Below are 12144 nucleotides of genomic sequence, written 5' to 3' on the forward strand. Positions count from 1 at the left end.
CAGCCGGTGCTAGCCAAGGGTCGGCGGAGAGAAGTCCTTGGCGTCCAGCATCCACGACCTTGCGCGTCACCTGAACATTTCGATCGGCACCGTGTCGCGGGCGCTGAACGGCCGCGCCGACGTCAATGCCGACACCCGCCAGCGCGTGCTCGATGCCGCCAAGCAGCTGAACTATTCGCCCAACCAGTCCGGGCGCAGTCTGCGCCAAGGCGCCACCCGTTCCATCGCCTTCATGCTGCAACCGCATCCCGGCGACCAGCAATATGGCGAACCGTTCTTCATCCCGTTCCTGACCGGTCTGCAGGCGCGGCTCGCCGAGTATGACCTGGATCTGATGGTCGTCATGGGTGAGCCCGGCCAATATCAGCAGGAGAGGCTGCGCCGCGTGGTTGAGACGCGCCGGGCCGACGCGGTCGTGTTGGCCAATACACGGCGGGAAGACGATCGGATCGACTATCTCAGCAAGGCCGGCTTTCCCTTCGCCACGCTTGGCCGAAGTCAATCCGGCGACGACACCTATCCTACGCTCGATATCGATTTCGAGAGGGCGGGTGATGAAGCCGTCGACCGGCTGGTCGCGCGCGGCCACCGCCGCATTGCCGCCATCCGCCCTTCGCTTGATCTCAACTTCGGCTACCTGTTCCTCGACGGCTACCGCAAGGCGCTAAAGCGGCACGGCATCGAAGTCGACCCCGGCCTGATCGCCGACGGCTTCATCAACGAGGCCGGAGGCTACCAGGTGACGCCGCGCGTGATGCTCTCCAAGGACCGGCCCACAGCCATCATCTTCAACAATGACGCAATGGCGCTCGGCGGCTGCAAGGCACTGGCCGAGATGGGCATCAGGCCCGGCCACGACATCGCGGTGATCGTCATCGTCGACACGCCGCTTTGCCGCTACTTTTCGCCGGCGCTGACCGCCTTCCGTCCGTCTTTGGAGCCCATGGGCCGGCGGCTGGCCGAAATGCTGCTGGCCTCGCTCCCCGCCTTCGCCGGCCCCGAAGGCACACGCATCATCCGCGAAGTCTGGCCGCTGGAACTGATCGCGCGCGAGAGTGATTGATCACGGCCGGAGGTAGGTCGGTCGGCCTCAATCCACCTTTTTCTCGCCCTTCTCGCCGGCCTTGACGATGTCGCCGGTGGTGAACAGGATTTCCTTCAGCTCTGCCCGCCAGTCTTTCTTCTGGCGCAGCAGGAATTCGAGATCCATACCGAAATGCTTGAACTCTTCGCCTTGCGCGTTCTTCATGATCGCCTTGGCCTGCGGGTCCTTTTCCACCGACATGCGCTGTTCGTACCAGCCGATCGCCTCCGCCTCCTCGATCAGCGACGTGATCATGCGGGCAAAGGTCCGCACCTTCTGCGTCAGTTCTTCCGGCGGCTCGTGATACTGATCGAAACCCATATCGCCTCCCTCAAATGGACCGGCAAATCCAGCCGTATCCAGGAATGCGCTGGAGCGCCGCGGGGTTCCGCCTCACTGCTGCAATTCGACCAAAGCCCTCTGCAAAGGCGCCGACGAAATCTGGATCGGGCCGGAGAACGGCACATCCATATCGAGGATCAGGTAAAGCGCTCCGGCAATCAGCGCTGCCGAGACGACGAACGTCTCTATGGTGATGGCATTTCGCGGCGCCCTGAAACCGAAACTGGCGAAGATCAGCACCAGCCAGGCAACGAGCATAACGATCAGCGGCCGCGGGATGGTACCTTCCGATTGCTCAATCAAAGCCCAGCGCAGTTCCACCACCTTCTGCAGATGCTGGCGAGCGTCCTCCAGCATAGAACCATGCGCTGCGTCAGGAGGCTGCAGAGCGGTCAATCGTGTGCTGATCTCGGTCAACAGACGTTCAGACAGCCGGTTGGCGACGAGGGGTGTTTCGTTGGTTTCTGTCCAGTTGTTGGTCTGTCTTTGCACATAAGCGACCAGCGGCTGACGGACCTCGGCGGTCTCAGGCCCATATTGCCGAAGCGACCGGTCGAGAAGGATCAACTCGGTCGCATATGTGTGCACGTTGCGGTCGATCGACTCGAAAGTGTTCTTGGCCGAGTTGATCATCAGACCAAGCACCAGCGAGGTCATGACGACGAACAGGTTGGCGGCCAGCCGTACCACATTGTTGGTGTCGTCCTCGCGGTGATGCGCGGGCAATTTGCCATAGACAGCCATGCTGACCAGCGGCGCCGCCGTCAGGCAGAGGAAAACGGCGACCGCGATGAGTGTTTCGTGCATGGCAGCCATTTCTGCACGTCAAACGCCGAATGCCAATGGCCGGCAGAAATACCCTGTCACGCAAGTATCATGTTCGCGTCCTAGACCGCTTTGCGGGGGGCGACTTCGTCGATGCGACGCGGAGCCCTTTGCAGTCTCAGCCGCTTGTAGGCTTGTCACAAAGAGGATCTCCATGAAAATCTCGCACCGAACCCTGTCGCTCGGCGCCGCATTGGCGCTGTTTACCGCTTTGACCCCTGCCCTTGCCGACAGCACCGCCACCGTTGGCGGCGTCAACTTCGTCAACAAGGGCCTGGTCGGCGTCGGCCGCATCCCGGCCGATCAGAAGGACAAGTTCGGCGAGACCTTCGGCTCCGGCTCCGGCATGTCGATCGACGCCGCAAGCTGGACGCATGACGCCAATGGCTACAAGGGTTCGCTCTGGCTGCTGCCCGATCGTGGCTACAATGTCGTCGGCACCACCGACTACCGGCCGCGCCTCAACACTATTCGTATCGAGCTCACGCCGACCGCACTGGGTGCCGCGCCCGCCGCCGGCCAGGAACAGACCGGCGTCAAGGCGACGCTTGCCGATTCCATGCTGCTCACCGACGACAAGGGCGCCGATGCGACCGGCCTCGATCCGCTCAACGGCGTGCGCGCGGCAAGCGGCGACCTGCCGATCCTGCCCGAGGCCAACGGCAAGCTGGCGCTCGACAATGAGGCGATCGCGCGGCTGCCCGACGGCACCATGTTCATCTCCGACGAATACGGCCCCAACATCTACCGCTTCTCGGCCGAGGGCCATCTGCTGTCGGCAACGCAGCCGCCGGCGGCCCTGGTGCCGATGCGCAAGGGCAAGCCGAACTTCGCCTCCGACAATCCGGGCCCGGGCGCTGCAGAACCCGATCCGAAGGATCCAGAGACGGGCCGCCAGAACAACCAGGGCCTCGAAGGCATGGCGCTGACCCCGGACGGCAAGTCGCTGATCGCGGTGCTGCAGTCCGCGCCCCGCCAGGATGGCGGCGATTCCGGCGCGACGCGCCAGAACACCCGCGCGCTGGTCTATGACGCCACCGACCCGGCCCATCTCAAGCTGGCGCACGAATATGTCGTTCCGCTGCCGGTGTTCAAGGACGACAAGGGCAAGACCAAGGTCGCCGCGCAGAGCGAGATCGTGGCGCTGTCCGACAAGACCTTCCTGATGCTGGCGCGCGACAGCGGCAACGGCCAGGGGGCGAAGGGCGACACCTCGCTGGTGCGCCAGATCTTCGTCGTCGACGTCTCGGCCGCCACCGACATTGCCGGCGGCGCCTTCGATGCCGCCGACAAGCCGCTGGCGCCCAAAGGCGTGCTCGATCCGTCGGTCACGCCGGCCAAGCTGACGCCATTCATCGACATCAACGACAACAAGGAACTCGGCCGTTTCGGCCTGCATGACGGCAAGCCGAACGACAAGAACAACCTGTCGGAGAAGTGGGAGGCGATGTCGGTGGTCAGCGTGCTCGATCCGGCGCTGCCCGACGACTATTTCCTGTTCGTCGGCAACGACAACGACTTCCTCGCCCAGGACGGCTTCCAGGTCGGCGCGCCCTACAAGGCCGAAGACGGCGCCGATGTCGACACCATGTTCCTGGTCTATCAGGTCACGCTTCCGGGCCTCGCCAAGAAGTAGTCGCATACGACAGACAAAAAACGGAGGCGCCGGGCGCCTCCGTTTTTTGTCGGCGATCAGCGGACCGCTGACGCCCTATTTCAAGATCTCCGCATCCCTCGGCACCCCGGCATCGATCGGCTCGGCGGTCCTGTTCGACACGGCGGAGCTCTCCCCGGCGACCGAGAAGTTCGCGCGCACATGGACCTGGGTTACGCCATTGACCCTGCTGTAGAGGTCGATGATGTCCTGGTTCATGAAGCGCACGCAGCCCGACGACGCGTTCTTGCCGATGGAATCCCATTCCGGCGTGCCGTGCAGCCGGTACATCGTGTCCTTGCCGTCGCGGAACAAATAGAGCGCACGCGCCCCGAGCGGGCTCTGCGGTCCCGGCGGCATGCCGTCCTTGTATTTCGCCAGTTCCGGCCGGCGCTGGATCATTTCCGGCGGCGGCGTCCACACCGGCCACTTCTTGCGCGCCTGGACCACGGCGCTGCCGGTCCAGCCGAACCCGGCCTTGCCGAGGCTGACGCCGTAACGGATCGCCTTGCCGCCATCGCGCACCAGATAGAGGAAATGCTCCGACGTATCGACGACGATGGTGCCCGGTTTTTCGCCGGTCGGGTCGGTCACGATCTGGCGCACGAACTTCGGATCGAGCTTGGATATCGGGATCGCCGGCAGTTGGTAGCCCTCGTCGACGCGTGCTGCGTACATGCTTTCGGCAGCGCCGAAAGCAGAATCGCTTGGCGGCGGCGGCGCTTCCACCGGCGGCGGCGCCACGTCCGTCGTTGTGCAGGCCGAAAGCGCCACGGAAGCGGCACCCAAGGCGGATGCCCCGAGAAACGCGCGCCGGTTCAGGCGCTCGGAAAAAAGCGGATTGTCGGACATGATCCCCCCGGGTTTGCGGCCCCACGCGGCGTCGATCCATATCCCATTCCGGATGCTTTGAGAACCTGATTGGCTCAGACGCGCAAGGCGGAATGTTCCGATGGCGCATCGACCTTATCCGTTAAATCGGCAATCATTGCCGGGCGGACTTTGAGATGACCTTCGCCGAGCAGCCCATGGACGAAAAAATGCCCGCGCGTCGGCGCACCGTCGACCTGACCAGCGGGCCCATCCCGCGCACGCTGCTTTTGTTCGCGCTGCCGGTGCTCGGCTCCAATGTGCTGCAATCGCTCAACGGTTCGATCAACGCCGTTTGGGTCGGTCGCTTTCTGGGCGAATCGGCGCTAACCGCGACGTCCAACGCCAATCTGGTGCTGTTCCTCATCCTTGGCACCGTGTTCGGCATCGGCATGGCGGCGACCATACTGGTTGCGCAATCGGTCGGCGCCCGCGACCTGCCCGAGGCCCGCCGCATCGTCGGCACCAGCGCCACTTTCTTTTTCCTCGTCTCGGTGATCTTCGCCGTCTGCGGCTGGATCTGGGTCAACGCCATTCTCAACACGCTTGGCACGCCACCAGATGCGCTGCCGCTGGCACGCTCCTACCTGCGCATCATCTTCGTCGCCGTACCGATGATGAATCTCCTGTCCTTCGTCATGACCGTGCTGCGGGGTGCGGGCGATTCGCGCACGCCGTTCTTCTTCATGGCGCTCGCCGTGCTGCTCGACATCGTGCTCAATCCGCTGCTGATCCGCGGCATCGGCCCCTTCCCCGAACTCGGCATTGCCGGCTCGGCCACCTCGACGCTGGTCGGCCAGACGGTGAGCGTGATCGCCATCCTCGTCGTGCTGTATGCCCGCAAGCATCCGCTCAGGATCGCCGGCGCCGACCTCGCTCTGCTGCGGCCGGACCCCACGCTGCTCAGGATCGTCGTCTTCAAGGGCGTGCCGATGGGCCTGCAGATGATCGTCATTTCGGCGGCGGCACTGACGGTGATGGGCATCGTCAATTCCTACGGCTCGCAGGTCGCTGCCGCCTACGGCATCGCCGCCCAGCTGTGGACCTATATCCAGATGCCGGCGCTGGCGATCGGCGCCGCTGTCTCCTCGATGGCGGCGCAAAATGTCGGCGCTGGGCGCTGGGACCGCATCGGCAAGGTCGCCGCGTCCGGCATCGGCTTCAACCTCGTGCTCACCGGCGCGCTGGTGGCGCTGCTGTTCTTCTTCGACAGGCCGGTGCTCGGCCTGTTCCTCAGCGGCGACAGCACCGCGATCGACATTGCCGCCCACATCAACAAGGTGGCGTCATGGTCCTTCATCCTGTTCGGCGTCACCATCGTGCTGTTCGCCACCGTGCGCGCCACGGGTGCCGTCATGCCGCCGCTGATCTTCCTGGTGATTTCGGTGCTGGTGGTGCGCACCGGCTTTGCCTACTTCTTCCGGAGCTACATCGGCGAGGAAGCGCTGTGGTGGAGTTTTCCGGCAGGCTCAATCACCTCGCTGGTGCTGGCCGCCGCCTACTATCGCTTCGGCCGCTGGCGCACCATGCACATGATCGAAGACCATCCGGCCGCCGGCGAGCCGCCCGACACCGGCCTCGGCATACCGCGCCACCGCGCCAACCTTGCGCCCGAGACGCCGAACGGGTGACATTCAGCGCGCGTATTTTGCGCCGAATCCCAACGCGATGACCGAGAACACCGTGATCATGCCGGCAAAGGCCAGGCTCGCCGTCGTCGGGCTGCTCCAGTTCGACAACAGGCCGATGCCGATCACCGGCAGCGCATTGCCGCAGAAGCAGCAGATGAAGAACGCCGACACCACTTCGGCGCGGCGGTTCGAGGGCGCGATCTGGTTCACCACTTGCAGGCCACCGCGATAGCCGAGGGCCGCCGCCACACCGCAAAAAGCAGTGGTGGCAATCATCAGCGGCATCGAGGCAAAGACTTGCGCGGCAACCACCAACACCACAGCTGGGATCATCAGCCCCAGCGCCGCCAGCATGCCGGAACGGCTAGACAGCCAGGTCGTGCCCAGGATGGCAGCTGCGGCCACGATCGACAGTTCGAAGAACAGCCCGCCTGCTTCGGCATGGTTGGCCACATGCAGCTGCTGCGCCAGGATGCTCGGCGCCAGGGCTGCATAGAAGCCGACCAGCGCCATGGCGCCGAAACCGGTCACCGCCGGCGCCACGAAGGCGGCACGGATGTCGGCCGGCACCGAGAGGCGCGGCCGCAGGGAAACATCGTCCAGCCGCCCCGGCCGCGACACGGTTTCGCGCGTGCGCCAGATCAGCAGCGTGACCACGACAAGCACCGCCAGATAGACCGCAAACGTCAGCCTGAGCGGCCAGGGCGCATATTCGGCGAGCAGGCCCGAGGCCAGCGCGCCGAGGCCGAGGCCGACGAAGTTGGTGCTGGTAGCGATGACGGCCGCGCGCGACTTGTCTTTGCCTTCGATCAGCTCGGCAAGCCAGGCCGTGCCTGTTCCCGCGCCAATGCCGATGCCAAGGCCGCTCAGGATGCGGGCCGCGTCGAGCCAGGCGACGTTCTCGGCCAGCAGGAACACCAGCGCGCTGACCATCGCCACCGCCATCGATGCCAGCGCCGCAGGACGGCGGCCAATGCCGTCGGACAAGCGTCCGAACATCAGCAATGCGCCGAGATTGCCGACGACATAGACGGCGTAGACCAGCGTCAGCGTGATCTGCGAGAAACCGAAAGCCTGCTTGTAGATGATGTAAAGCGGCGTCAGCGCCGTGCTGCCGGCGAACAGCGCCGCGATCATGGCAGCAACCGCAGTCATCGCGGAACGGCCGCCGAGTTCATGGCCACGTGTCGTCGTCTCGGCATAGCTGGTCATAGCAAACTCCGGCCAGTTGCCCCAACGCCCCGATCGAAGCCCAACGTCTATGTAAGGATTGCCGTTCCGCCTGCAGAACCCGCTCCTGACAATCTTGTCAGGATGGTCTTGCACGAAATCCTCCTGTAACGTCCGTCCAACGAGAGGGAGGAACCATGGGCAAAGGCAGGGTCGAGGCATTCACGGATGGCGTCGTCGCCATCATCATCACCATCATGGTGCTGGAGCTGAAGGTGCCGCATGGCGAGGATCTTTCCGCGCTGGCGCCGCTGTGGCCGATCTTCTTTAGCTATGTCTTGTCCTTCATCAATGTCGGCATCTACTGGAACAATCTGCACAACATGTTCCACACCGTGCAGCGCGTCGATGGCCGCGTGCTGTGGGCAAATCTCAACCTCCTGTTCTGGCTGTCGCTGATCCCGGCAACGACGGCCTTCATGGGAGAGAATCATTTCGCGCCGGTACCTGTCGCCGTCTATGGCGTCGACCTCGTGCTGTGTGGGGTCGCCTACAGGATTCTTGTGACCAAGCTGCACCATCTGCATGGCAACGAAACCGCCTTCGCCAAGGCGTTGGGGAGTGACCGCAAGGGCAAGATTTCGGTAGCGCTATACATAATTGCGGTGCTGCTGACCTTCGTCAACCAGTGGATCGGCGTCGCGATCTACTTTCTGGTGGCTGCCATCTGGTTCGTGCCGGATACGCGGTTTTCGCGAGTGATCGAAAAGTAGCGGGCGCTACTTGCGCATCGCCTTCAGCTTTTCGGCGACCGATGCCGCAAGGTCGGCGTAGCGCTCCTCCAGCCGTTCTGCCGCCTTGATGATCGAAAAATCATGGCCGAACTTTTCCAGCGCCATGCGCAATTTCTCGACGAACTCGGCCTGTTTTTCCAATGCCGAAAACAACGTCTTCACCTGCGCTTCGCTGATATCGGGATTGGCGAGCATCTGCGGCACCTCGCGGCCCATCTGGTCGCCGGTGGCGGTCTGCTCCTTCAGGATTGCGATCCAGTCGGTCAAACGGCAGTCTCCCTTTTCAGCTGCACCATGCGCAGCCAGCGCCTATACGGTCAACCCGAACACGCTGGACAGCCTTGCACGAAGCGCTTCCCGCGCTAAGTTCGGCGCGACCCCAAACAAGGACCTGACCATGACCAGCGATGCCGAAATTCAGTCCGCTCTGCCCGCCCTCAGCAAAGGCAATGTCGCCGTCATCACCGGCAGCGCCAGCGGCATCGGCCTTGCCGCAGCCAAGAGGCTAGCGGCAATGGGCATGAAGATTGTGCTCGCCGACATAGGCGCTGCGCGCCTCGATGCGGCCCGCCACGCGGTCGCCGCGATCGCCGGCGAAGATGCCGTGCTCGCCGTCGCTACCGATGTCTCAAAGGCGGACGAACTCGGCCGGTTAGCGGAGACGACGCACCACGCCTTCGGCGCCGTCTCGCTGCTGATGAACAATGCCGGTGTGGGCAACAATCCGGGAGAACCCTGGGAAAACGGCGACGCCTGGAAGCGGCTGATCGACATCAATTTCTGGGGCGTCGTGCACGGCGTCGAGGCCTTCGCACCGGCCATGCTGGCGTCGGGCAAGCCAGGCCTGATCGTCAACACTGGCTCCAAGCAAGGCATCACCACGCCGCCCGGCAACCTGGCCTACAACGTCTCCAAATCGGCGCTGAAGACCTTCACCGAAGGCCTTGCGCATGCGCTGCGCAACGAACCGGGCGCGAAGGTTGCGGCGCATCTTCTCATCCCCGGCTTCACCTTCACCGGCATCACTGAAGGAGCGACCGAAAAACCGGCCGGCGCCTGGACCGGCGAGCAGGTCATCGACTTCATGCTGACCTCGCTCACGCGTGGCGATTTCTACATCCTGTGCCCCGACAATGAGGTGAAGCGGTCGACGGACGAAAAACGCATGGCCTGGGCGATCGGTGACATCATCGAGAACCGCCCTGCTCTCTCGCGCTGGCACCCCGACCACAAGGACGCCTTCGCGGCCTTTATGGAGCGCTGAGCAACGGTTCACGCGGCGCGTTTCTTGGGGGTGCGTTTCTGGGCCACGGCTTTCTTGGCGGCCAGCTCGGCGAGTTCGGTGTCATGCCGTTTTGCCGCCCGTTCGCATTTGTCCCTGATTTCCTCGACCTCGGTCTCGGTCAGGTGCTCGATGCCGATGAAACGGTTGTGGCCTGCACTGACCCGGATCAGTTCGTCGAGCTTGGCCTGGACCGCGGCGCCGTCACGGTTCTGGGTGTTCTGGATCAGGAACACCATCAGGAAGGTGATGATCGTCGTTCCGGTGTTGATGACCAGTTGCCAGGTATCGGAGAAACCAAAGAACGGTCCGCTGACCGCCCAGACGATGACGATCGCGCAGCAGCCGACAAAGGTCAGCGGCAGACCGGCCAGATGGGAAACGGTGTTGGCGATCTTGGTGAACAGCTTTTCCAATTCAAAATCCCTCATGAGTTCGACCCGATGGGAGCCGCATTCATCGCTCCAGCAAGAAACAACCGGCAGCCGCTCCCGGTTCCCTGTCGCGCGTGATATCGCTGATGCAATTGAACACACGCCAAAAGCGCAGCACCCTGAAAAGCCGCCTTATGGGTTTCCTGCCATAGTCGCCATGCAGGCCGGAGAGCCTGTTCCTTCCGCTTCACAGCGGTTTACCTCCAAAGCCCCTTCCGCTGCGCCACCCCCGCATAGCGGAAGGGGTTCCTGCCGTAGACCGGCGGCTCTCTCCCCCAACAGGCGCGCTGTCTCAGAATTTCGGTGCGAGGATTTCGACCAGCCAGTCGATAAAGACGCGCACGCGCGGCGAAAGCTGGCGGCTCTTGGGATAGAGCACCGAGATCGGCATCGGCGTCGGCGGGTGCTGCGGCAACACCTCGACCAGCCTGCCGGCGGCGACATCGCCGGCATAATGATGGCGCGGCGCCTGCATCAGTCCGAAGCCGAGGCGGGCAAGTGCTGCGTAGGTTTCGGAGTTGGTGACGGTGATGCGCGCCGGCAGCGTCACGTTGCGCACCTCGCCCGCCACGCTGAACTCCAGCGGCAGCACCTGCCCCGTCCGCGACGAAGCGAAGCCGACCATCTCGTGCCCATCGAGATCCTCTGGTGAGCGCGGCATGCCGTGGCGCTCGATATAGGCGGGGCTGGCGAAGGTCGCTTCCTGCGCCAGACCCAGCCGGCGCACGATCATGTCGCTGTCGGTGATCTCGCCGCCGCGCACGACGCAGTCGAACCCCTCGCGCACCAGGTCGACGAAACGGTCGCCCTCGCCGATGTGCAGTGACAGCGCCGGATGGCGGCCGAGAAACGCCGGCAACCCGGGAAGGATATGGGTGCGCGCCATTGGACCATGCACGTCGATGCGCAGCAGGCCACGCACCTCGCCGCCGTTCAGTGCCGCTTCGGCATCCTCGATCTCGGCCAGGATGGCCTTGCAGCGCCGGTAGTAGATCTCACCCTCCAGCGTCGGCGTGACGTGGCGGGTGGTCCGCTGCAGCAGCCGCACGCCGAGCCGCTCCTCGAACTGCTTGATTGACGTCGTCGCACTCGAGCGCGGCACGCCAAGGTCGGATGCCGCCGCGCTAAAACTCTGCCGCTCCACGACGCGCACCAAGAGCCGCATGCTGTCAAAGCGATCCATTGTTCTGATTTCCGGAATTATGATATCACAATTCTGTAGATTGTTTCAATCTACAGACGGATTACATCGATGTCCATATTCAAACCCCTGAAGGATTTTGGACATGGACACGCAGGCACGCAAAATCGCCCTCATCACCGGCGGCAGCCGGGGCCTCGGCCGCAACACCGCCGAAAACCTGGCCCGCAAGGGCGTCGATGTGGTGATCACCTATCATTCGCAGGCCGACGCCGCGCAGACAGTCGTCGCCGAGATCGAGGCCGAAGGCGGCAAAGCCGTCGCCCTGCAGCTCGACACATCGGCGACGGCGACCTTCGACGGTTTTGCTGCACGGCTGAAGGACGCCCTTCGCGACTTTTGGTGCCGCGACAGCTTCGACTTTCTCGTCAACAATGCCGGCACCGGCTTCCACAAACCCATCGCCGAGACCAGCGAGGCGGATTTCGACGCAATGGTGGCAATTCACCTGAAAGGCGTCTTCTTCCTGACGCAGAAGCTTCTGCCGCTGATTGCCGATGGCGGCCGCATCATCAATCTGTCGAGCGGCCTCGCCCGTTTCGCCATGGCCGGCACAGCTGCCTATGCGATGATGAAGGGCGGCATCGAAGTGTTCACCCGCAGCCTCGCCAAGGAACTTGGCCCGCGCGGCATCACCGCCAACACCGTGGCGCCGGGCGCCATCGCCACCGACTTCAATGGCGGCCGGCTGCGCGACAATCCGGACATGCAGCGCATGGTCGGCCAGGTGACGGCGCTCGGACGCCCCGGCGTCGCCGACGATATCGGCCCGATGATCGCTTCGCTGCTTTCGGAGGACAACCGCTGGATCAACGCGCAGCGCATCGAAGTCTCAGGCGGCATGCTCATCTGAGCGC

The 12144-nt window shown here is 63.7% G+C and carries 13 protein-coding genes; 6 read left to right on the forward strand and 7 right to left on the reverse strand.

Translation table 11 applies throughout. From position 1 onward, the window contains the following. The first annotated feature begins 37 nt into the window (after window positions 1–37). Entirely contained in the window at window positions 38–1063 is a 1026-nt protein-coding gene (locus tag AC1DXM_RS01915) for a LacI family DNA-binding transcriptional regulator (protein ID WP_477231496.1), read from the forward strand. Between the two features lie 27 nt (window positions 1064–1090). On the opposite strand, the gene AC1DXM_RS01920 is transcribed toward AC1DXM_RS01915, so the two are convergent. After that, window positions 1091–1405 carry a ferritin family protein gene (locus AC1DXM_RS01920; RefSeq protein WP_192258424.1) on the reverse strand — a complete coding sequence of 105 codons (315 nt, stop codon included), beginning with the start codon at window positions 1403–1405 and terminating at the stop codon, window positions 1091–1093. Between the two features lie 72 nt (window positions 1406–1477). Further along, the gene (locus AC1DXM_RS01925; protein WP_477231497.1) at window positions 1478–2233 is read right to left on the reverse strand and encodes a bestrophin-like domain; all 756 of its coding nucleotides are present in this window, start codon (window positions 2231–2233) and stop codon (window positions 1478–1480) included. A 172-nt stretch (window positions 2234–2405) separates the two neighbouring features. On the opposite strand from AC1DXM_RS01925, the gene AC1DXM_RS01930 reads away from it, so the two are divergent. After that, window positions 2406–3887, forward strand: coding sequence for an esterase-like activity of phytase family protein (locus AC1DXM_RS01930; RefSeq protein WP_477231498.1), 1482 nt, complete (start codon window positions 2406–2408; stop codon window positions 3885–3887). Between the two features lie 75 nt (window positions 3888–3962). Here the strand turns inward: AC1DXM_RS01930 and AC1DXM_RS01935 are convergent, their stop codons facing one another. Next, window positions 3963–4757 (reverse strand): L,D-transpeptidase, encoded by a 795-nt coding sequence (locus AC1DXM_RS01935; RefSeq protein WP_477231499.1) that lies wholly within the window; start codon window positions 4755–4757, stop codon window positions 3963–3965. 188 nt (window positions 4758–4945) lie between these two features. Here AC1DXM_RS01935 and AC1DXM_RS01940 point away from each other — a divergent pair, with 188 nt between their 5' ends. Continuing rightward, window positions 4946–6406, forward strand: a complete 1461-nt coding sequence (locus tag AC1DXM_RS01940; RefSeq protein ID WP_477231500.1) for an MATE family efflux transporter — start codon at window positions 4946–4948, stop codon at window positions 6404–6406. 3 nt (window positions 6407–6409) lie between these two features. On the opposite strand, the gene AC1DXM_RS01945 is transcribed toward AC1DXM_RS01940, so the two are convergent. Next, window positions 6410–7618 carry an MFS transporter gene (locus AC1DXM_RS01945; protein ID WP_477231501.1) on the reverse strand — a complete coding sequence of 403 codons (1209 nt, stop codon included), beginning with the start codon at window positions 7616–7618 and terminating at the stop codon, window positions 6410–6412. A gap of 155 nt (window positions 7619–7773) precedes the next feature. Between AC1DXM_RS01945 and AC1DXM_RS01950 the strand changes: the two genes are divergently transcribed. Next, window positions 7774–8349, forward strand: a complete 576-nt coding sequence (locus AC1DXM_RS01950) for a TMEM175 family protein (protein ID WP_477231502.1) — start codon at window positions 7774–7776, stop codon at window positions 8347–8349. Between the two features lie 6 nt (window positions 8350–8355). Here the strand turns inward: AC1DXM_RS01950 and AC1DXM_RS01955 are convergent, their stop codons facing one another. Continuing rightward, entirely contained in the window at window positions 8356–8637 is a 282-nt protein-coding gene (locus AC1DXM_RS01955; RefSeq protein WP_095773965.1) for a hypothetical protein, read from the reverse strand. Window positions 8638–8767: 130 nt separating this feature from the next. Here AC1DXM_RS01955 and AC1DXM_RS01960 point away from each other — a divergent pair, with 130 nt between their 5' ends. Further along, a complete protein-coding gene (locus tag AC1DXM_RS01960; protein WP_477231503.1) occupies window positions 8768–9634 on the forward strand; it encodes an SDR family NAD(P)-dependent oxidoreductase in 867 nt (288 codons plus the stop codon). Window positions 9635–9642: 8 nt separating this feature from the next. Here AC1DXM_RS01960 and AC1DXM_RS01965 read toward each other — a convergent pair whose 3' ends face one another. Both AC1DXM_RS01965 and AC1DXM_RS01970 read right to left on the reverse strand, forming a co-directional pair. Further along, entirely contained in the window at window positions 9643–10083 is a 441-nt protein-coding gene (locus tag AC1DXM_RS01965; RefSeq protein ID WP_477231504.1) for a low affinity iron permease family protein, read from the reverse strand. A 295-nt stretch (window positions 10084–10378) separates the two neighbouring features. Continuing rightward, a complete protein-coding gene (locus AC1DXM_RS01970) occupies window positions 10379–11269 on the reverse strand; it encodes a LysR family transcriptional regulator (RefSeq protein WP_477231505.1) in 891 nt (296 codons plus the stop codon). 97 nt (window positions 11270–11366) lie between these two features. Between AC1DXM_RS01970 and AC1DXM_RS01975 the strand changes: the two genes are divergently transcribed. Further along, window positions 11367–12140 (forward strand): SDR family NAD(P)-dependent oxidoreductase, encoded by a 774-nt coding sequence (locus AC1DXM_RS01975; RefSeq protein WP_477231506.1) that lies wholly within the window; start codon window positions 11367–11369, stop codon window positions 12138–12140. Window positions 12141–12144 lie beyond the last annotated feature (4 nt).

The organism is Mesorhizobium sp. P3_A2 (assembly GCF_056403115.1).